Annotated in this window: 18 protein-coding genes; 11 read left to right on the top strand and 7 right to left on the bottom strand. The window is 68.2% G+C overall.

The annotated features are described in order from the left end of the window. Position 1: 1 nt before the first annotated feature. Positions 2-925: a methionyl-tRNA formyltransferase gene (gene fmt, locus QMX81_RS00520; protein WP_121040272.1), complete on the bottom strand. Its 924-nt coding sequence runs from the start codon at positions 923-925 to the stop codon at positions 2-4. Positions 926-1,024: 99 nt separating this feature from the next. Further along, positions 1,025-1,537: a peptide deformylase gene (gene def / locus QMX81_RS00525; RefSeq protein ID WP_121040274.1), complete on the bottom strand. Its 513-nt coding sequence runs from the start codon at positions 1,535-1,537 to the stop codon at positions 1,025-1,027. Positions 1,538-1,663: 126 nt separating this feature from the next. Between def and QMX81_RS00530 the strand changes: the two genes are divergently transcribed. From QMX81_RS00530 to QMX81_RS00570, 9 genes are all read left to right on the top strand, one after another. Next, a complete protein-coding gene (locus QMX81_RS00530; RefSeq protein ID WP_152151038.1) occupies positions 1,664-2,794 on the top strand; it encodes a LysM peptidoglycan-binding domain-containing protein in 1,131 nt (376 codons plus the stop codon). Between the two features lie 74 nt (positions 2,795-2,868). Then, entirely contained in the window at positions 2,869-4,008 is a 1,140-nt protein-coding gene (gene dprA / locus QMX81_RS00535; protein ID WP_282257351.1) for a DNA-processing protein DprA, read from the top strand. Between the two features lie 42 nt (positions 4,009-4,050). Then, complete coding sequence (locus tag QMX81_RS00540) at positions 4,051-4,524, top strand: DUF494 family protein (protein ID WP_088433666.1); 474 nt, start codon at positions 4,051-4,053, stop codon at positions 4,522-4,524. Positions 4,525-4,562: 38 nt separating this feature from the next. Then, complete coding sequence (locus QMX81_RS00545) at positions 4,563-5,321, top strand: pilin (protein ID WP_152151034.1); 759 nt, start codon at positions 4,563-4,565, stop codon at positions 5,319-5,321. Positions 5,322-5,366: 45 nt separating this feature from the next. Then, positions 5,367-6,275 carry an RDD family protein gene (locus QMX81_RS00550; RefSeq protein ID WP_282257357.1) on the top strand — a complete coding sequence of 303 codons (909 nt, stop codon included), beginning with the start codon at positions 5,367-5,369 and terminating at the stop codon, positions 6,273-6,275. A gap of 194 nt (positions 6,276-6,469) precedes the next feature. After that, positions 6,470-8,977 carry a DNA topoisomerase I gene (locus QMX81_RS00555; RefSeq protein ID WP_152151030.1) on the top strand — a complete coding sequence of 836 codons (2,508 nt, stop codon included), beginning with the start codon at positions 6,470-6,472 and terminating at the stop codon, positions 8,975-8,977. A gap of 64 nt (positions 8,978-9,041) precedes the next feature. After that, on the top strand, positions 9,042-9,602 hold the full coding sequence (locus QMX81_RS00560; protein WP_282257361.1) for a Sua5/YciO/YrdC/YwlC family protein: 561 nt from the start codon (positions 9,042-9,044) through the stop codon (positions 9,600-9,602). Positions 9,603-9,645: 43 nt separating this feature from the next. Continuing rightward, entirely contained in the window at positions 9,646-10,449 is an 804-nt protein-coding gene (locus tag QMX81_RS00565) for a DUF4124 domain-containing protein (RefSeq protein WP_282257364.1), read from the top strand. Beyond that, positions 10,446-11,096 (top strand): DUF4124 domain-containing protein, encoded by a 651-nt coding sequence (locus QMX81_RS00570; RefSeq protein WP_152151024.1) that lies wholly within the window; start codon positions 10,446-10,448, stop codon positions 11,094-11,096. The genes QMX81_RS00565 and QMX81_RS00570 overlap by 4 nt, the downstream gene beginning before the upstream one ends. 91 nt (positions 11,097-11,187) lie before the next feature. Here QMX81_RS00570 and QMX81_RS00575 read toward each other — a convergent pair whose 3' ends face one another. Then, positions 11,188-11,964, bottom strand: a complete 777-nt coding sequence (locus QMX81_RS00575; RefSeq protein ID WP_152151022.1) for an SDR family oxidoreductase — start codon at positions 11,962-11,964, stop codon at positions 11,188-11,190. A 154-nt stretch (positions 11,965-12,118) separates the two neighbouring features. Between QMX81_RS00575 and QMX81_RS00580 the strand changes: the two genes are divergently transcribed. Then, on the top strand, positions 12,119-12,355 hold the full coding sequence (locus QMX81_RS00580) for a hypothetical protein (RefSeq protein ID WP_282257368.1): 237 nt from the start codon (positions 12,119-12,121) through the stop codon (positions 12,353-12,355). Between the two features lie 73 nt (positions 12,356-12,428). On the opposite strand, the gene sppA is transcribed toward QMX81_RS00580, so the two are convergent. From sppA to QMX81_RS00600, 4 genes are all read right to left on the bottom strand, one after another. After that, entirely contained in the window at positions 12,429-14,336 is a 1,908-nt protein-coding gene (gene sppA, locus QMX81_RS00585; protein ID WP_282257370.1) for a signal peptide peptidase SppA, read from the bottom strand. 75 nt (positions 14,337-14,411) lie between these two features. Next, positions 14,412-15,776: an MATE family efflux transporter gene (locus tag QMX81_RS00590; RefSeq protein ID WP_282257371.1), complete on the bottom strand. Its 1,365-nt coding sequence runs from the start codon at positions 15,774-15,776 to the stop codon at positions 14,412-14,414. 119 nt (positions 15,777-15,895) lie between these two features. Further along, the gene (locus QMX81_RS00595) at positions 15,896-16,459 is read right to left on the bottom strand and encodes a DUF3106 domain-containing protein (RefSeq protein WP_282257373.1); all 564 of its coding nucleotides are present in this window, start codon (positions 16,457-16,459) and stop codon (positions 15,896-15,898) included. Continuing rightward, complete coding sequence (locus tag QMX81_RS00600) at positions 16,452-17,456, bottom strand: hypothetical protein (RefSeq protein ID WP_282257375.1); 1,005 nt, start codon at positions 17,454-17,456, stop codon at positions 16,452-16,454. The genes QMX81_RS00595 and QMX81_RS00600 overlap by 8 nt, the downstream gene beginning before the upstream one ends. A 437-nt stretch (positions 17,457-17,893) precedes the next feature. On the opposite strand from QMX81_RS00600, the gene QMX81_RS00605 reads away from it, so the two are divergent. After that, a complete protein-coding gene (locus tag QMX81_RS00605) occupies positions 17,894-20,074 on the top strand; it encodes a primosomal protein N' (RefSeq protein ID WP_282257425.1) in 2,181 nt (726 codons plus the stop codon). The last annotated feature ends 9 nt before the right edge of the window (positions 20,075-20,083 follow it).

Raw genomic sequence — 20,083 nt, forward strand, 5'->3', positions numbered from 1 at the left:
CTCAGGCACCCACGCCGAGATCGCGACGGGCATTGAGGTAGTCGGCGGCGGTGATCGCCTTGCCGCCCTCACGCTGCAGCACGCGCAGGCGCAGCGCACCCTGCCCGCAGGCGATGTCGATGCCGTCACGCGAGGCGCCCAGCAGCGTGCCCGGGGCCTTGCCCTGGTTGTCCTCCAGCGCGATCGCGCCATGGATGCGGACGCGTTCGCCGGCCAGCATCGCCTCGGCGATCGGCCACGGATTGAACGCGCGTACGGTGCGTGCCAGCACGTGGGCGTCCTGCGCCCAGTCCAGACGGGCTTCGGCCTTGTCCAGCTTGTGCGCATAGGTCACGCCGGCCTCCGGCTGCGGCTGCGCGATCGGCTTGATGCCGGCCCGCAGCAGGCCCAGGCCATCGGACAGCACCTGCTCACCCAGGGCGGCCAAACGATCGTGCAGCTGACCGCCGGTATCGTTGGGGCCGATCGCGATGTGCTGCTTGAGCAGCACCGGGCCGGTATCCAGCCCGGCGTCCATCTGCATCAGGCACACACCGGTTTCGGTATCGCCGGCCTGGATCGCACGCTGGATCGGCGCGGCACCGCGCCACCGCGGCAGCAGCGAGGCGTGCACGTTCCAGCAGCCATGGGTCGGGATGGTCAGCACCGCCTTGGGCAGGATCAGCCCATAGGCCACCACCACCATCAGGTCCGGCGCCAGGTCGCGCAGCTGCTGCTGGGCTTCGGGGGTCTTGAGGCTCTCCGGCTGGAACACCGGGATGCCACGTGCGATCGCGTCCAGCTTGACCGGCGAGGGGGCCAGGCCACGGCCACGGCCAGCGGGACGATCGGGCTGCGTGTACACCGCGACCACTTCATGGTGACGGGCTGCGGCACGCAGCGAGGACACGGCGAACGCCGGCGTACCGGCAAAGACAATCTTCATGGTGACCCCACTAACAGAACGTAAAACGGCGCCGATGTGCGGCGCCGCGCGACAGGACACGTCGCGCGGTCATCCCGCGCGGCGGTCGCTGCAATCACCTCAGGCAACGTGCTTGCGCTGCTTGGCCAGCTTCTTGCGCACCATCTCGCGCTTGAGCGGCGAGAGGTAATCAATGAACAGCTTGCCGTCCAGGTGGTCCATCTCGTGCTGCACGCAGACAGCGAGCACGCCGTCGGTGGTCAGTTCCTGGGCCACGCCGTGGCGATCCAGGTAACGCACGGTGATCTGGTTGGCGCGGGTGACGTCGGCAAAGATGCCCGGCACCGACAGGCAGCCTTCCTGATAGACCTGGCCGCCTTCGTTGGCGACGATCTCAGGATTGATGAACACCATCGGGGTGTCCTTCTCTTCACTGACGTCGATCACCATGAAGCGCTTGTGCACGTCCACCTGGCTGGCGGCCAGGCCGATGCCCGGGGCGTCGTACATGGTGTGGAACATGTCATCGATCAGGGTCTGGAACGCCGGCGTGGTCACGTCGGCAGCATCGATCAACGCAGCCTTGGTACGCAGGCGCGGATCGGGAAATTCGAGAATGGGCAGGAGGGCCATGGCAAATACCGGTAGGGGGCGCCGGTCGAAGCGGCGTACAGGGCGATTCTATCGCCAACGCTTGCCCCGCGCCCCGGTTTCTGGACTATAGTGCGCGAACCTGTTGGGGAATCAGGCACCACATCTATGTTTGAACGAACTCGTACGGTCGTCGCCGTAGCGATGCTGACCGTCGCTACCTATGCTACCGCCGTGGAAATGAATGGCGGGCACCCGGATACCTATGTCGTGCGCAAAGGGGACACGCTGTGGGACATCTCGGCGCGTTTCCTGCAGAAGCCCTGGCTGTGGCCGGAGATCTGGCAGGCCAACCCGCAGGTCAAGAATCCGCACCTGATCTACCCGGGTGACGTGCTCAGCCTGGCCTATCTGGACCGCGTCGTGGCCCAGCCCGGCCCGCGCCAGGAGGCCCCGATCAACGGCGTCCCGCTGGAGCAGGTGGAGCCCTTCCTGAAGCAGCTGAGCGTGGTGGACGAGGTCAAGTCGCTGCCCTACGTGGTCAATCTGGAAGAAAACCGCCTGCGCGCGACCACCGGCCAGACGGCCTATGTGCGCGGCCTGGAGAATGCCCAGGTCGGCCAGCGCTACGCGGTGGTCCGCCCGACGGTGCAGTACGCCCTGCCCAAGCCGACCGAAGACCTCAATGCCCGCGGCGATACCACGCCCGGCAGCGGCAACCTCTGGAAGACGTTCATCGTGCCGAGCAAGCGGCACCAGACGCTGGGCTACGAACTGGCCCAGATCAACGTCGGTACGGTGAGCCGTGTGCAGAGCGGCAGTGTCGAGGTGACCTCGCTGGTGCTGCAGGGCCAGGTGGACGGCCGTGAAGTCCGCGCCGGTGACCGCCTGGTTCCGGTCGAGGCCCGCCCGTACGACCTGCAGTTCGTGCCGCATGTGCCCGCGCCGCAGGCCGTCGATCTGGACGTGCGCGTGCTGGCCATCGCCGACACCTTCACCTCCGGCGGCCCGCGCGATGTGATCGCGATCTCCGCCGGTAGTGCCAACGGGGTCGACAACGGCACGGTGTTCTCGCTGTGGCGCCAGGGCCGCCATGTGGCCCACCGCATGGATTACCCGAACTCGTCGCGGATGGACGATTCGCTGACCAGCGGCGCCGGCCGGGTCACCCTGCCGGACGAGTACGCCGCCCATGCGATGGTCTTCCGCACGTTCGAGAACGTCAGCTACGCGCTGGTGATGGAAGGCGTGAAGCCGGTCAGGGTCGGCTATTCGGCACTGCATCCCGATAAGCAGTAGACGCGGCGGAGTCCTACCCTGCCATGCGACGGCGCCCTAGGGCGCCGTCGTCATTTCCGGGCCAGGGTATCGGGATGCCCATTCCCTGCCTTGCCTCATCCACCGCCCTGCTCACCCTGGTCCTGGCCGGGGGCGCGCTGCCGCCTCGCCTGCGCCTGCTGCGCCAGTTTTCCGATGCGGCGGCCGCCCTGCGGGCCGGCCCGACCGCCTGGCGGGCTGCCGGCTGTACGCAGGCGCAACGCGCCCGGCTGGCGTTGCCGGACGAACGCTACCTGGCACATGCCCTGGCATGGCTGGCCGAGGAGCACCATCACCTGCTCGGCGTAACCGATCCGGACTATCCGGCACTGCTCACCCAGATCGAGGAACCCCCGGTGGCGTTGTTCGTGGACGGAGACCCGGCGCGGCTCTGGCACCCGGCGGTGGCGGTGGTCGGCAGCCGCTCGCCCACGGCCGGCGGCCGCGAGCATGCGCATGCCTTCGCCACCGCGCTGGCCGGCGAGGGCTGGTCGGTCATCAGCGGGCTGGCGGCCGGCGTCGATGCCCACGCCCATGACGGCGCATTGCAGGTCACCGGTGGCATGACCGTAGCCGTGGTCGCCACCGGCCTGGACCAGACCTATCCGCCCCGGCATGCCGCGCTGCATGAACGGATTGCCGGCACCGGCGCGGTGGTCAGCGAGTACGCCCCGGGCATGCCGGCAACCCAGGCGCACTTCCCCGCACGCAACCGGATCATCGCCGGGCTCAGCCTGGGCACCGTGGTGATCGAGGCCGCCGAGCGCTCCGGCGCCCTGATCACCGCGCGCTGCGCGGCCGAGGCGGGCCGCGAGGTGTTCGCCCTGCCCGGCTCGATCCGCAATCCCCGCGCCCGCGGCTGCCATCGGCTGATCCGGCAGGGCGCAGCGCTGGTGGAGGCGCCGGCCGAGGTGACCGCCGGGTTGGCCACGCTCGCCCAGACCCTGGCCGGGGCCTTGCGAACCCGCTTGGACGCCCCCACTGAACAGGCACGACCGGCGCCCGAGCGCGCCCCTTCCTACACCGACCCGGACTACCAGTGCTTGTGGAAAGCCCTGGATCACGACCCAACGGGTATGGATTCATTGATCCAGCGCAGCGGATTGACGGCGGCCCAGCTGTCGGCCATGCTGCTGGTCATGGAACTGGATGGAAAGGTAATGGCCGCCTATGGTCGCTACTGTCGAAAACCCTAGTTTCTTCACCTCCACAGCGTCGTTGACGCAGGCCGAGGGGCAATGAAAGAGAGCATTCTGGATGTCCTGCTGTACCTGTTCGAACACTATTTCAGCGAAGACGCGGACCTCATCCGCGACCGCGACTCCCTCCAGAACGGCCTGATCCAGGCCGGCTTCAGCCCCACCGAGATCAACAAAGCCTTCGACTGGCTGGACGCGCTCGCCGAGCAGCGCCCGGCCGTGGTGCTGGGCCGCGTCAATGGCCCGGTGCGCATTTTCCATGGGCCCGAGCTGGACAAGCTCGACGTGGAAGGCCGTGGCTTTTTGATGTTCCTGGAGCAGCACGGCATCCTCGATGCCAGCCAGCGTGAGCTGGTGCTCGACCGTGCGATGGCGCTGGACCAGGACGAACTAGACCTGGACGACCTCAAGTGGGTCGTGCTGATGGTGCTGTTCAACCAGCCCGGGGCCGAGGCCGCGTACGCCTGGATGGAAACCCAGATGTTCGTGGACGAGCCGGAACCGCTTCACTGACCTTACACTGAGCGCCTTGCGCATTCAGGAGTGGGCCGGTGGACCAGTGGTTCTTTGCAGAAGGAAACAGTCAGCAGCGCGGTCCGCTGCCTGCTGACGAGCTGATCGCGCTCTACCATTCCAGCCGCATCGCACTGGATACGCTGGTCTGGCGCGACGGCATGGCCCAGTGGCAGCCGCTGGAAACCGTGGCCGCCGAGATCGGCCTGGACATCGCTCCCGCTGCCGAAGCGGTGGAAGTGATCGCGCCCGGCCCGACCCTGCCACCCGCACTCCCGGCTGCGCCTGCGGCGTCGGCCGCGCCTGCCGATCCCGCCCCGCCCATCACGCCCACCGCCGCCCCACCGCCCCGCCAGGGTCTGAGTGGCTGCGCGGTCGTGGGTATCGTCGCGGCCGTGGTCGCGGTGCTGGTGCTGATCATCGGCGGCGCACTGGCGGTGCTGGCCGTGCCGGCCTACCGCGATTATGTCGCCCGCGCCAAAGCCACCGAGGCGATTGCCGCACTGGAACCGATCAAGGCGGCCGTGGCCGAATTCGCCAGCGAACATGGCCGCTGCCCGGTCAACGATGACGAGGGCTTCCAGCCGGCCGAAAGCTACGCTGACGGTGCGGTCGGCGCCGTGCGGATCGGTCGTTTCGACAATGGCCACTGCGGCGTGGAAGCCGAACTGACCGTGCCCGGCAGCACCTCGCTGGACGGCAAGCTGCTGTGGCTGGATTACGACGGTGAGCAGCAGCACTGGGAATGCAGTGGCGAACCGGAAGACAAGTACCTGCCGCAGCACTGCCGCGGCTGATAACGGACACATGTCCATGGATGCATCCAACAGGGGATTGAAGCAATGACTGAGTGGTATTTCGCCGATGGCCAGGAACGTCAGGGGCCGCTGAGCGCAGAGGAGATGCGCCAGCGCTTCCAGCGCGGTGACATCACCCTGGCCACGCTGGTGTGGCGCGAAGGGTTCGCGCAGTGGGCGCCACTGTCCGAGGCCGTCGATGAGCTGCAGCTGCAGAATCTCGCCGCGGCCGCCAGCAACCTCGGCAGCGGCATCGACCTGCGCGGGGATTACACCGCCATCGACAATGGCACCGCGCCACTGCCGGGCACCGGTGGCGGCACCTACTCGCCGTACACCGCGCCCGCCGCGGCCACCGGCTACGCCAACACGGCCGTGGTCCATGGCCAGGACGTGGTCTATGCCGGTTTCTGGAAGCGCTACGCCGCCTACTTCATCGACTACATCCTGCTCACCGTGGTCACCCTGCCGCTGAGCATGATCATCAACGTGATGGGCGCCAGCGCGGGCAACGAAGGCGTGCAGGTCGCGCTGACGCTGGTGGTGATGCTGCTCAGCATGGTGATCAGCATCGGCTACTATGCCGGCTTCCACGCCTCGCGCGGTGGCGCCACGCTGGGCAAGATGGCCGTCGGGATCAAGGTCGTGCGCGGCAATGGCGAGCGGATCAGCTTCCTGCGCGCCTTCTGCCGCTACCTGGCGACCATCGTCAGCAGCCTGATCCTGATGATCGGCTTCATCATGGCCGCCTTCACCGAGCGCAAGCAGGCATTGCACGACATGATGTGCGACACCCTGGTGGTGGACAAGTGGGCCTTCACCGAGCACCCCGAACTGCAGCAGCGCGGCCTGGGCACGGTCACCATCGTGATCCTGGTGATCGCCGCACTGGCCGTGGTGGCCCTGTTCGGCGTGATGATCGCGATGATCGGCGTGATCGCCTCGATGTCCTGATCTGAGCAATCCTCACACCGGGCCGCTTGACACAAGCGGCCCCGGCGTGATTCCACTAATAGGCAGAAAGCTGAACGCCCGGCCCACACCCGGGCGTTCGGTTTATGTATATCGCCCGCGCCGCTTCACTAATGCGGCCATTTGCTCCACCCTAGCGGCCCTCCCCGGGGCCCTGCCCATAGAATCCTGACGCCATGCCCAAGCACCTGCTCATCGTCGAATCGCCCGCCAAGGCCAAGACGATCAACAAATACCTCGGCAAGGACTTCACTGTCCTGGCCTCGTATGGGCATGTGCGTGACCTGGTGCCCAAGGAAGGCGCGGTTGATCCCGACAACAACTTCGCGATGCGTTACGACCTCATCGAGAAGAACGAAAAGCACGTCGATGCCATCGTCAAGGCCGCCAAGGGCGCCGACGACATCTTCCTGGCGACCGATCCGGATCGCGAGGGGGAAGCGATCAGCTGGCACATCGCCGAGATCCTGAAGGAACGTGGGCTGGTCAAGGACAAACCCATGCAGCGCGTGGTCTTCACCGAGATCACTCCGCGCGCCATCAAGGAAGCGATGGGCCACCCGCGTGAGATCGCTGCCGATCTGGTCGATGCGCAGCAGGCACGCCGTGCGCTGGATTACCTGGTCGGTTTCAACCTGTCCCCGGTGCTGTGGCGCAAGGTCCAGCGCGGCCTGTCCGCCGGCCGCGTGCAGAGCCCGGCGCTGCGCATGATCGTCGAACGCGAAGAAGAGATCGAAGCCTTCATCGCCCGCGAGTACTGGAGCATCGATGCGCTGTGCGCGCATCCCTCGCAGCACTTCAATGCGCGCCTGATCAAGCTGGACGGGCAGAAGTTCGAACAGTTCACCGTGACCGACGGCGATACTGCCGAGGCCGCGCGCATGCGCATCCAGCAGGCCGCCCAGGGCGCCCTGCACGTCACCGACGTGGTCAGCAAGGAGCGCAAGCGCCGCCCGGCGCCGCCGTTCACCACCTCCACGCTGCAGCAGGAAGCCTCGCGCAAGCTCGGTTTCACCACGCGCAAGACCATGCAGGTCGCGCAGAAGCTGTATGAAGGCATGGCGATCGGTGAGGAGGAAGGCACCGTCGGCCTGATCTCGTACATGCGTACCGACTCGGTGAACCTCTCGCAGGACGCGCTGGCCGAGATCCGCGACGTGATCGCGCGCGATTACGGCATCGGCTCGCTGCCGGACCAGCCGAACACCTACCAGACCAAATCCAAGAACGCCCAGGAAGCGCACGAAGCCGTGCGCCCGACCTCGGCGCTGCGCACGCCTGCCCAGGTGGCGCGCTTCCTCACCGATGACGAGCGCAAGCTGTACGAGCTGATCTGGAAGCGCGCCGTCGCCTGCCAGATGATCCCGGCCACGCTCAACACCGTCAGCGTGGACCTGTCGGCCGGCAGCGAGCATGTGTTCCGCGCCAGCGGCACCACCGTGGTCGTGCCCGGCTTCCTGGCCGTGTACGAGGAAGGCAAGGACAACAAGAGTGCTGACGACGACGATGAAGGCCGCAAGCTGCCGGCGATGAAGCCCGGCGAGCGCGTGCCGCTCGAGCGCATCCTGGCCGAACAGCACTTCACCCAGCCGCCGCCGCGCTTCACCGAAGCGGCGCTGGTCAAGGCGCTCGAGGAGTACGGCATCGGCCGCCCCTCGACCTATGCCTCGATCATCCAGACCCTGCTGTTCCGCAAGTACGTGGAGATGGAAGGCCGCAGCTTCCGCCCGTCCGATGTCGGCCGCGCGGTGTCCAAGTTCCTGTCCAGCCACTTCACCCAGTACGTGGATTACGACTTCACCGCCAAGCTCGAAGACGAGCTCGATGCGGTGTCGCGGGGTGAGGAAGACTGGATCCCGCTGATGGCGCGGTTCTGGGAACCGTTCCACAAGCTGGTCGGCGAAAAGAACGAATCGGTCGACCGCGCCGAAGCCAGTGGCGCGCGCGAACTCGGCACCGACCCCAAGACCGGCAAGCCGGTCAGCGTGCGCCTGGGGCGCTTCGGGCCCTACGCGGCGATCGGCAGCACCGCCGAAGACGCCGAGGACAAGCCCAAGTTCGCCTCGCTGCGCCCCGGCCAGTCGATGCACACCATCTCCCTGGAAGACGCGCTGGAGCTGTTCCTGATGCCGCGTGCGCTCGGCCAGGACAAGGAGGAGGACGTCAGCGTGGGCATCGGTCGCTTCGGTCCGTTCGCCAAGCGTGGCAGCACCTATGCCTCGCTGAAGAAGGAAGACGACCCGTACACCATCGACCTGGCCCGCGCCGTGTTCCTGATCGAAGAGAAGGAAGAGATCGCGCGCAACCGGATCATCAAGGAATTCGAGGGCAGCGAGATCCAGGTGCTGAACGGTCGCTTCGGCCCGTACATCAGCGACGGCAAGATGAACGGCAAGATCCCGAAGGATCGCGAGCCCGCCTCGTTGACCCTGGCCGAAGTCCAGACGCTGATGGAAGAAACCGGCAAGCCGGTGCGCAAGGGCTTCGGCAAGAAGGCCGCCAAGAAGGTCGTGGCCAAGAAGGCACCGGCCAAGAAAGCCGCTGCCGGTGAAGCGACCAAGAAGACCGCCACCAAGAAGGCGGCGGTGAAGAAGGTCGCCAAGAAAGCCACGGCGAAGAAGGCCACCAAGAAGGTGGCCAAGAAAGCCGTGAAGAAGGCCGTCAAGAAGGTCGCTGCCAGCTGAGCCTGGTTGACCCCTCCCGCCACGGCGGGAGGATAATGCGGGCCATGCACCCGGGTCGCCTGTCATGAACGAACTCACTGTGGACACTGCCCTGCCTGCGCTGCGCGCCGGCGGGGTGATCGCCTATCCCACCGAAGCGGTCTGGGGGTTGGGCTGCGACCCCGCGCACGAGGCCGCGGTGATGAAGCTGCTGCAGCTCAAGCAGCGCCCGGTTGAGAAGGGCATGATCCTGGTCGCCGCCGACCCAGCCCAGCTGGAGGGCTGGGTGCGGATGGATGCCCTGCCGCTGGATCGCCAAGGCGAGGTCCTGGCCAGCTGGCCCGGTGCCAACACCTGGATCCTGCCCGCCGGCGAACGTGCGCCGCGCTGGATCACCGGCGAACACAGCGGCATCGCGGTGCGCATCAGCGCGCACCCCCTGGTCGCCGCGCTGTGCAGCGCCTGGGGCGGCCCGCTGGTCTCCACCAGTGCCAACCTCGCCGGCGAGCCGCCGGCACGCACACGCGCCGACCTGGACCCGCGCCTGCTGGCGTTGCTCGATGGCCTGATCGATGGCCAGACCGGTGGCCTGGCACAGCCCACGCCGATCCGCGATGCGCTCAGCGGCCAGGTATTGCGCAGCTGAGCCGCCTTTTGCGCGCAGGCGGGCAAACCCGCACACTGGCCGCATGACCCTGCGCCCTGCTCTGTGGTTGTCCCTGCTCACGTTGCTGAGCCCTGCCGTGCCCGCCGCCGCGCAGAGCGACAACGTGCGTGTCTACCGCTGCGTGGGCAGCAACGGCGCCGTGTCGCTGCAGGACGCGCCATGCCGCGAAGGCCGGCAGGAAATCCGCGACCTGCAGCGCCCGCGCGACCCGGCCCCGCAGGTGGTGCGCAGCGACCGCACGCCGGAGCCGATGCCTGCCCCGCGCGCTCCCGAGCGCGAGGTGCGCTACGTGCACGTGCAGCCGCCGCAGCCGATGTACGAGTGCACGACCAGCGACGGCGATACCTACGTCAGCGACAGCAACGAAGGCAATCCACGCTGGGTGCCGATCTGGACCGAAGCCTATCTGCCGTATCCACCAGGCCCGAGGCCGCCGTCGGGTGGCTATCGGCCGTCGCGTCCGCTGCCACCGATCGCACCGATGGGCAGCGGTTCGGTGAGCAGCCGTGGCGGTGCGGTCTCGGTGACCGGCAGCGGCGCGCGGGTGGGCGGCAGCATCAGCATCGGCGGCGGCAGCTCGCACTGGCAGGGCGGTGGGTATCCGCACCCCGGGCTGGGCAACAGCGTGGTGGTGCCGGCCGGCAACGTGCTGGTGCGCGATGAATGCCATGCGCTGCCCGCGCAGGAAGTCTGCTCGCGGCTGAAAGACCGGCGCTGGGACCTGATCCGCCGCTACAACAGTGCGCTGCAGGGCGAGCGCGATGCGCTGACCCGCGAGCAACGCGGGATCGACGCGCGCCTGGACCAGGACTGCGGCGGGGCATGAAACGGTTCCTGCTGCTCCTGTTGCTTGTGACCCTGCCCGCTGCGGCGGACGAAGCGGTGTTCTTCCGCTGCACCGATGCCGGCGGCAGCCTGACCATCCAGAGCGTGGCCTGTCCCGCTGGCAGCGAGCAGCGCATCCAGCGGATCAGCGCGCCGGTGCGTGCCCCGGCAGCCGTGGAGAATGCGCCGGCTGCGCCCGCCCCTGACTACCGCATGCCACCGCTGCCGCAGGACGGCGACGAAGACAGCGGCCTGCTCGACAGCGCAGCGCTGCGCCCGGCAGCCCCGGCGCAGGAGCCCGACGACGCCAGCCCACCCAAACCGCCGCTGCCGGAGATCTACCAGTGCGTTTCTGCCGATGGCGGTCGCTACCTGCATGAGCGCGAGCCGGCCCCGTCACGCTGCGAATCGCTGGCCCTTACCGGCCTGGGGGGCAGCCATGCGCCGAGCAACGCGGCCAGCTGCGAAGTGGTGCGCGATGCCTGCGAGCCGGTAGCGGAGGCACAGCGCTGCAGCAGTTGGCAGCAGCGCTTGCGCGATGCGCGCGGCCGTGAGCGCTTCGCTGCGCCGGAGAACCAGGCTGCGGCGACCGCCGAGCGCGCGCGCTTGGAAGCGGTGTTGGCCGACAGCGATTGCCCGGTGCCGTGACCCGGTTTTCCCCTGATCGCGACTGGAGTTACCGAGCGCCATTACCGCGTGTGACGCGTGCCCTGATCGGTCGTGCCGGCCGCTGGCCAGCTCAGAACCCGTAGCGCAGGAACCCACCGTCCACCGCGATGCACTCGCCGGTGACATAGCTGGAGGCCGGCAGACACAGGAAGCCCACGGCGGCAGCGACTTCTTCCGGCTCGCCGATGCGGCGCATCGGCGTGCGGTCGATCACCTGCTCGTAGTAGTCCGGATCAGACAACGGGCCAGACGTGCGCCGGGTGCGGATGTACCACGGCGCCACGGCGTTGACGCGGATGCCGTCCTCTGCCCACTCCACCGCCAGGTTGCGGGTCATCTGGTGCATCGCGGCCTTGGTCATGCCGTACACCGCGCCGCTGCGCACGTGGGTCAGGCCGGACACGCTGCCGACGTTGACGATCGCCGAGGCCGCGTGCCGCGCCAGTAGCGGGTGCGCATACCGCGACAGCTCGAACGCCGAGAACAGGTTGGTCTCGAAGATCCCGCGCCACTCGTCTTCGGTGTATTCGGTGGCCGGCTTGCTGATGTTGCCACCGGCGTTGTTGACCAGGATGTGCAGCCCATCGCTGTGGTCTTCCACCCAGTCCAGGATTTCGCGGCGGTCCTCGTCATCGGCGACGTCGGCCGCCAGGCCATGGATCTCACGATCCGGGAAGGCATCGGCCAGTTCATCGCGCGCCATCTCCAGCGCATCGGCATCGCGGCCGACGATCAGCAGGTCCGCACCGAAGCCCAGCAGTTCGCGCGCGATCGCCAAGCCGATGCCGGCGCTCGCACCGGTGATCAATGCGGTCTGTCCATCCAGTCGCCAACGTTGCGCGCTCACGTGCGTCTCCTGCGGGGATCCATGGGATGCAGCACCCACGGTGCGGCGCGGATAGGATAACGCGTGACGGCCGGCCTACCGGACGCCATCACGCGCGATGCGCGGAGCGGTGGGACACTGATGTTCCGCTACCGGCTCACCGAGGGAGGTTGCCATGACGATCCGTACTGCCCTGCCGCTGCTCGCGATGATCGCGCTGAGCGCCTGCAACCGGCCAGTGCCCCCGGCACCGGACACACCACCGGAACCGCAGGCCACTGAACTGCGCGATGCGATCCAGACACCGATCGACCGCGCCAAGGCGGTCAGCGATACCCTGCAGCAGTCCGCCGATGCCCGCGCCGCCGAAGCCGACCGCGCCAGCGGTGACACGCCACCGCCCAGCCCCTGACCCCATCGGCCGGATGGCAGAACGCCCGGCACAGGCCGGGCGTTCGGGTGTCACACAGTACCGCTGAGGCCGCTTACAGGCCGCAGAAGCAGTACACCAGCGTCTTGACCGGCGCGGCGTTGTTGCGCGGGTCGCGTGCGGCGTCTTCAACGAAGCGCAGCTGGGTGTCCAGCTCCGGCATCGAACGGGCCAGCATCAGACGGGCCATGCCCGATTCGCCCAGCATCCAGGCACCGGCATGGCTGCCGGCGAAGCCGCTGAGGAACTGTGCGAACGGCGTGGCCGCCTTCTCGATGTAACGCACGCGGAACTTGCCGGCCTCACCAAGCTTGGCGCGGCTGGCGGCGTCAGCCACCGCAGCCTTCAGGCCACCGAAGTCATCGACCAGCCCACGTTCCTTGGCCTGCGCACCGCTCCACACCCGGCCGCGGGCGACTTCATCGACCGCTTCCACCGGCTTGTTGCGCGCGGCGGCGACCTTGCCGGTGAAATCGGCGTAGCCCTTGTTGATCACCGACTGGATGACCTGGCCCACGGCCGGGTCCATCGGGCGGGTGATGTCGAACGCACCGGCGAAGCGGGTGGTGCCCACGCCATCGGTATGCACGCCGATCTTGTCCAGCGAGCGGGCCACGTTCGGGATCATCCCGAAGATGCCGATCGAACCGGTGATCGTGGAGGGGTCAGCATAGATGCGATCAGCATTCATGCTGATCCAGTAACCGCCCGAGGCGGCCAGATCGCCCATCGAGACCACCACCGGCTTGCCGGCTTCCTTCAGCGCGACCACTTCACGGCGGATCTGCTCGGAGGCGAACACTTCACCGCCCGGCGAGCTCACGCGCAGCACCACGGCCTTCACGTCCTTGTCGTCGCGCGCTTCGCGCAGCAGGGCCGAGGTCGACTCGCCACCGATGCGGCCGGCCGGCAGATCGCCACCGGAGATTTCACCGGATGCCACGATCACCGCCACCTGCGGACGCGAATCCACCGGCGAACGGCGGCCATCGAGCACGCTCAGGTAGGCATCCAGATTGACGTTGCGGTAGCCACCGTCAGCGTCGTCGTCGGCGATGCCGCGCTCGGTCAGCAGGGTGTCCACTTCCTCGCGCGTCTTCAGGCCGTCCACCAGCTTCTGCTGCAGGGCGAACTTGGCCAGGTCGCCACCGGCGGCGGCGATGCCTTCGGGCATGGTGTCGATGCCGGCGGCCAGCTGTGCCGGGTCGAGCTTGCGCGCCTTGGCGATATCGGCCAGGTAGCGCTGCCACACATCGTTCATCCAGAACAGATCGGCCTCCTTGGCCTGCGGCGAAGCGGCATCGAGCACATACGGCTCGGCGGCCGACTTGTACTCACCCACCTTGAACAGGTGCACGTCCACGCCCAGCTTGTCCTGCAGGCCGGTGCGGAAGTACTGGCGATAGCGGCCCAGGCCCTCGAGCACCACGCCGCCCATCGGGTCGAGATAGACCTCGTTGGCCTGCGAAGCGAGCAGGTACTGCGACTGGCTCATGTTCTCGCTGAAGGCCACGACCTGCTTGCCGGCGGCCCGCAGTTCCTGCAGCGCAACGGTCACTTCGCGCATCGAGGCGAAGCCGCTCGGCTGCAGCTTGTCCAGCTCCAGCACCACACGCTCGATCTTCTTGTCGGTCTTGGCCGCCTCCAGCGCGCGGATCAGATCACGCAGCTGGATTTCTTCGGCGCCCTTGTCACCGACGGCCTTGCCAAGCGCGCGGCTGACCGGATCAGCGCTGAACTGCTCGACCAGCCGACCTTCCGGTGCGATGACCAGGGTGGTGCGGTCCTGCAGCGACGCCTTCGAGGTCGCGCTCTTGCCCATCGCGACGATGAACAGGATCAGGATCAGGAACAGCAGGCCGAAGAACACCAGGTTGAGGATGAGCCGGCGGGTAAAGTTCATCACATCCCACAGCCCGATGAAGAAGCTGGCGACGGGATTGCGACGCGCGGGTTGGTTCATGGGGGTAACTCCAGAGTGGCTTCTTGCCGTGGTGCCAGAATAGCCGGTGCCGGGCGCGCCGGCATCGGACACAAGTCAGGGTGTCGATGGGAGGCCGGCGCGGCCGCTGCTCACACGCAGGCGCCAGGCCATGAGGATCGCGGCGGCGGTCAGACCCAGGATCAGGCCCAGCCACATGCCCTGCGGGCCCATGCCCAACCCCAGTCCCAGCCCGGCGCCGAGCGGCATGCCCAGGCCCCAGTACGAGAACATGGCGATGAACATCGGCACGCGGGTGTCTTTCAGCCCGCGCAGCGCGCCGGCCGAGAGCACCTGAACGCCATCCGGGAACTGGAACGCGGCCGCATACAACAGCAGGGTCGAGGCCAGGGCAGCCACGCCCAGATCGTTCGTGTAGACCCCGACGATGGCGTCATGGCCAAGCAGCAGCACCAGCGCCGACAGCGTCTGGGTGCCCAGGATGATCAGCAGCCCGGCGATCGCCGCGCGGCGCACGCCCAGCCCGTTGCCGCTGCCGACCGCATGGCCGACCCGCACCGTGGTGGCTTCGGCCACGCCCATCGGGATCATGAAGCACAGCTGGGCCACATTGATCGCGATCTGGTGCGAGGCCGCTTCGGTGGCGCCGAGGCGGCCGATCAGCAGCGCGGTAACGATGAACAAGCCGCCTTCCATCAGCACGGTGATGCCGATCGGCAGGCCGGTCCGCAGCAGCTCCCAGATCGCGCTCCAGCGCGGCGCTTCGAAGTGCGAGAACAACTGCAGGTGGGCGAAGCGCTTGGTCTTCCACAGGTAACCGGCAAAGCACAGCGCCTGCAGCCACATCATGATCGCCGAGGCCATGCCCAGGCCTTCGGCGCCCAGCTCGGGGAAGCCGAGCTTGCCGTAGCAGAGCACGTAGCCCAGCGGCGCCAGCACCAACAGGCCGCCAAAGCCGAGCAGCATGGTCGGCAGCGTCCAGTGCATCCCCTCGCTGAGGTAGCGCATGCAGAAGTACAGGGTCAGTGCCGGGCCACCCCAGCGCACCGCATGCAGGAACGCGGTCGCGCCGGGCACGATATCCGGCGCGATGCCGAACGCCGGCAGCAGCGGCGGCACCACCGTGAGGAAGGTGAACATGATCAGCCCCAGCCCCAGCGCCAGCCACAGCGCCTGGCGGAACAGCGGACCGATCTCGCGCTCGCGGCCAGCGCCGTGCAGCTGCGAAACCGAGGCGGTCAGCGAGATCAGGGTGCCGATCGGGATCAGCATCGGCAGCCACAGCAGTGCCGTGCCGATGGTGACGGCCGCCAGGGTGTCGGTACCGTGGTGACCGGCAATCACGTTGTCGACGAAGGAGATCAGGCCGGTGGAGACATGGCCCAGAACCAACGGCAGCGCGAGCAGACCGGTGGCGCGCACTTCCCGGGAGAGGCGCGGCGTGGAGGAAGCGGTAGACATGGGAGTCACAGACGTCAACTACGGTCGCGCGCGGAGGGCACAGGCACCGGGTTGCGGCCCGCCATCTTACGCGCGCGGCCGGGGAAAAGCCGCGCTTTCAGGTAAACGGGCGGAAGCCGTCAGTGGCCCACGTTCTCGCGCAGCCAACTGTCCCGTGCGGCCGGCGCCACGCCCAGGAATTCGGCGCGCACGCGGTCGCGGTCCTGCGGTGGGGTGCGCTGGGCAACCAGGGTCAGCTGGGTGAGCTGGGAGGGCGTGAGCTGGCGCAGCACCGCCAGCGCGGTCGGGCGCTGCTCGGCGGGCAGATAGCCGAACAGGCCCTGCAGCTTGGTGAACTCGTGGCCGAGCTGCGGGCCAAGCAGCCAGCCGTCGCGGAAGCGCTGGTCCTGTTCGGCGAAGCGCTGGCGAAGCGCCTGCTGCTGCGCCGGCGGCAGCGCCGCCACGCGCGCCGCCGCGGCACGGACACGGGCACGCTCGCTTTCGCTCATGGCCTGCCAGGCCGCGTAGCGGCTGCGTAGCGCGCGCAGCTGGGCCGGATCCAGCGCTGCGGGGGTGGTCGGGATCGCCGGCGCCGTGGCGCTGGGCGGGGCCGGCACCGCCAGCGGCACCTCCACCCGGTTGGGGGCGGCGCTGGCCGCACTGGAGAGCCCGAGGGCGATCAGCAGGAAGGCAGGTTTACTCATCGGCGGCAGCCGTCTCCAGGCCGGCGGTAGCGGGTTCAGGGCGGCTCGGCTGGGCCTGCGATTCGTCCACCGGTACCGGACCGCCAGCAGCAAACCAGGCGTACAGATCGGCATCGCGGGCGGTCGGCAGATCCGGATCGGCCAGCATCGCCGCGTCCGTGGCCGCGTAGGGCGAGGCGGTCGGCGCCACGGTCGGCAGGTCAGCCGCCGGCAACGCTTCGACCTTGACCGGGCCGGCATCGGCGACGGCACCTTCGGGGGTATCGGCCAGGGGCTCGCCACCCTGACGGGCATGTTTCCACCACGCCGCGCCGCCGAGCAGCACGCCGGCAGTGACGGCCACGATCAGCACGCCCTTCCACGGGAAACGACGGCCGCGCGGGCGCTTGACCGGACGGCGCTGGGCGGGGGCATCGGACTTGACCGGCGTGCGCCAGGAGGCGGCATCGGGTTGCTGGCTGGCCGGGGCGGCCACCGGTTGCTGCAGGCGCTGCAGCCGGCTGGCGGGCAGATCACGGATGCGCAGTTGGACCTGTTCGGCCAGCGCGCGCCAGCCAGCGGCATCGGGGTTGCCATGGGCATCGCGCGGGCAGGCATCGGCCAGTGCGTGCTGGTAGTCGGCCATGGGCAGATCCAGGATCTGCGCGGCCGCGGCTTCATCCAGCCCGCCACCGATCCGCAGCACAAACGCCAGCCGCGCCGGCGGGGTCAGCCCGGCCAGGTGCTCCAACGGGGCAGGCCAACGGCCTGCGGCCGGCTCGCGCAACGGCGCGCGGTGGACCAGCAGCGACCAGAACCGCTCCGGCCACTGGGCCATGGGCAGATCGCTGGCGATTCCGGCGAAGGCACGCATGACGGCGACCAGCGCCTGTTCGGCGACGGTTGGATCACCGCACTGCAGCTCGGCCACGACCAGGGCGCGGCGTTCAACGCCACGAAGAAACGCCGACAGCGCGCCGGCTGCGGTAGAAGAAACGGGGGCGGGCGCAGCCGTCATAGCAACTCCATCATTGTGTGGAAATGATAGCGATTGCGTCACTCCAGCGGCGCGCGGATGTTCATTTCCTGTGAGCGGCCACGGTGCGCAAAGCCTTCCGGCGCAAAAGGTTGTGCACAGCACCACGTAAAACCGGGGTGGAACCACCCGTGAGCCCCGCGTCAAGTCTGTTTCAACTTTGTTTCACAGCTATCTTGTTGTTTTTATTGCTTATTGTTGCTTGGCTATTTTTTGACCAACCTGAGCAGAACGTCGGAAGTTCCTGACGCAAGGCGGTCACATACGCAGTGGCACACAGACTTATCCACAGAAGATGTGGATAAGCCTGAATCTCCAATCAAGTCGGATATTTAGGTGGGATTTATGATTCGGCGCGTACCCGGCTGAGACGGTGAATGGGCGTGATCCGCTCCGCCCCTGCCCGCTACACTGCCCCGATGACCTCCTCGTCTTCGACCCTGCGCGTCGCCCTGCCGGTGCCGCTGCCGCAACTGTTCGACTACGCCCCGCCGCACGGGCCGGCCCCGGACCCGGCGATGACCGGGCAGCGGGTCCGGGTGCCGTTCGGCTCCCGGGAGCTGGTCGGCGTGGTGGCCGGGATAGGCCAGGTCGAAGACCCCGGCAGCCTGCGCGCCGCGATCGAGTGGATCGACACCACGCCCCTGGTGACCGGTGAGCTGTGGCGCTCGCTGCAGTGGCTGGCGCGCTACACCCATGCCCCGCTGGGCGAAGTGATCAGTACGGCCCTGCCCGGTCCGCTGCGGCGGGGTGAGGCCGTGCCGGACACCCATCAGTGGGGCTGGCAGCTGACGCCGGCCGGCCACGACCCGCAGCCCAAACTGCGCAGCGGTACCCGCCCGCAACGCCTGGCAGCGTGCCTGGCCGAGGGCGTGGTGAACGAAGACCGCCTGGATACCTTGATGGACGACTGGCGCAGCGCTGCCCGGTCGCTGGCCAAGCGCGAGCTGGTCGAACGGATCGCGCTGGCGCATGCACCGGCCATCGCCTCGCCGGGCAGCGGCCCCGCGCCCAATGCCGAACAGGCCGAGGCGATCGCCGCGATCACCGCCGCCGACGGGTTTGCCGCCTATCTGCTCGATGGCGTGACCGGCAGTGGCAAGACCGAGGTCTACCTGCAGGCGATCGTGGCGTGCCTTGCGCGCGGCAAACAGGCGCTGGTGCTGGTGCCGGAGATCGGGCTGACCCCGCAGACGCTGTCGCGCTTCCGCAACCGCCTGGGCATTCCGGTGCATGTGCTGCACTCCGGCTTGAACGACAACGAGCGCGCCCGCGTGTGGGCCGCCGCCGCGCGAGGCGAAGCACAGGTCATCGTCGGCACGCGCTCGGCGGTGTTCACGCCGCTGCCGAATGCGGGCCTGATCGTGATCGACGAAGAGCACGACGGCAGTTACAAACAGCAGGACGGCATCCGCTATCACGCACGCGATTTCGCGCTGGTACGCGCCAAGGCACTGGACGTGGCGGTGGTGCTCGGCAGCGCCACGCCGTCGCTGGAATCGCTGCACAACGCGCATGCCGGCCGTTACACCCACCTGCGCCTGAAGCAGCGCGCGGGCGCCGCGCGTCCGCCGGTGGTGCGCGTGCTTGATGTGCGTAAACGCCCGCTGCGCGATGGGCTCTCGCCGGAAGTACTGGCCGGCATCACCCAGCATCTGCAGGCCGGGCACCAGGTGCTGGTGTTCAAGAACCGCCGCGGCTATGCGCCCGTGCTGCTCTGCCATGACTGCGGCTGGACCGCGCCGTGCCAGCGCTGCGATGCGCCGATGACCGTGCATGCCGGCGGCCGGCGCCTGCAGTGCCACCACTGTGGCGCACGCCAGTCCGCGCCGCTGGCGTGCCCGGACTGCGGCAGCCTGGCGCTGCAGCCGCAGGGCATCGGGACCGAGCGGCTGGAAGAACACCTGGTCGAGGCCTTCCCGGAGTTCCCGGTGATCCGCATCGACCGCGGCACCACCGGCAAGCGGGATGCGTTGGAAACCCAGTTGGCCTCGCTCGGCGATCGCGCGGGGATTCTGGTCGGCACGCAGATCCTCGCCAAAGGTCACGACCTGCCGAAGCTGACCCTGGTGGTGGTGGTCGGCATTGATGAAGGCCTGTTCTCGGCCGACTTCCGCGCCAGTGAAAAACTCGCGCAGCAGCTGATCCAGGTCGCCGGCCGCGCCGGGCGTGCGGTGGATGCCGGCGAGGTCTGGTTGCAGACCCACCACCCGGGGCATCCCCTGCTGGAGACGCTGGTCAACGGCGGCTACCACGCCTTTGCCGATGCGGAACTGCAGCAGCGCGAGGCGGCCGGTTTTCCGCCCTTCGCGCATCTGGCGCTGCTGCGTGCCGAAGCGCAGCAGGTGGAGCATGCCAACGCGATGCTCAGTGCCGTGCGTGCGCTGATTCCCGACGACGCGGCAGTGGAACGCTATGGCCCGATGCCAGCACCGATGCCCCGCCGCGCCGGCTACCAGCGCACCCAGCTGCTGCTGTCCTCACCCGCGCGACGCCCGCTGCACGGCGTGCTGGATCAGGTGACGCCGCAGATCGCCGCGCTGCCGCAGGCACGCAAGGTGCGCTGGTCGCTGGATGTGGATCCGATGGATCTGTATTAGGCCGGCAGG

It is taken from the genome of Stenotrophomonas sp. PS02301 (assembly GCF_029959485.1).
Classification (GTDB): Bacteria; Pseudomonadota; Gammaproteobacteria; order Xanthomonadales; family Xanthomonadaceae; genus Stenotrophomonas; species Stenotrophomonas maltophilia_Z.

Coding starts and splice junctions, on each gene's coding strand:
- fmt (WP_121040272.1), bottom strand. CDS start 925: ATGAAGATTGTCTTTGCCGGTACGCCGGCGTTCGCCGTGTCCTCGCTG.
- def (WP_121040274.1), bottom strand. CDS start 1,537: ATGGCCCTCCTGCCCATTCTCGAATTTCCCGATCCGCGCCTGCGTACC.
- QMX81_RS00530 (WP_152151038.1), top strand. CDS start 1,664: ATGTTTGAACGAACTCGTACGGTCGTCGCCGTAGCGATGCTGACCGTC.
- dprA (WP_282257351.1), top strand. CDS start 2,869: ATGCCCATTCCCTGCCTTGCCTCATCCACCGCCCTGCTCACCCTGGTC.
- QMX81_RS00540 (WP_088433666.1), top strand. CDS start 4,051: ATGAAAGAGAGCATTCTGGATGTCCTGCTGTACCTGTTCGAACACTAT.
- QMX81_RS00550 (WP_282257357.1), top strand. CDS start 5,367: ATGACTGAGTGGTATTTCGCCGATGGCCAGGAACGTCAGGGGCCGCTG.
- QMX81_RS00555 (WP_152151030.1), top strand. CDS start 6,470: ATGCCCAAGCACCTGCTCATCGTCGAATCGCCCGCCAAGGCCAAGACG.
- QMX81_RS00560 (WP_282257361.1), top strand. CDS start 9,042: ATGAACGAACTCACTGTGGACACTGCCCTGCCTGCGCTGCGCGCCGGC.
- QMX81_RS00565 (WP_282257364.1), top strand. CDS start 9,646: ATGACCCTGCGCCCTGCTCTGTGGTTGTCCCTGCTCACGTTGCTGAGC.
- QMX81_RS00570 (WP_152151024.1), top strand. CDS start 10,446: ATGAAACGGTTCCTGCTGCTCCTGTTGCTTGTGACCCTGCCCGCTGCG.
- QMX81_RS00580 (WP_282257368.1), top strand. CDS start 12,119: ATGACGATCCGTACTGCCCTGCCGCTGCTCGCGATGATCGCGCTGAGC.
- sppA (WP_282257370.1), bottom strand. CDS start 14,336: ATGAACCAACCCGCGCGTCGCAATCCCGTCGCCAGCTTCTTCATCGGG.
- QMX81_RS00590 (WP_282257371.1), bottom strand. CDS start 15,776: ATGTCTACCGCTTCCTCCACGCCGCGCCTCTCCCGGGAAGTGCGCGCC.
- QMX81_RS00595 (WP_282257373.1), bottom strand. CDS start 16,459: ATGAGTAAACCTGCCTTCCTGCTGATCGCCCTCGGGCTCTCCAGTGCG.
- QMX81_RS00600 (WP_282257375.1), bottom strand. CDS start 17,456: ATGACGGCTGCGCCCGCCCCCGTTTCTTCTACCGCAGCCGGCGCGCTG.
- QMX81_RS00605 (WP_282257425.1), top strand. CDS start 17,894: ATGACCTCCTCGTCTTCGACCCTGCGCGTCGCCCTGCCGGTGCCGCTG.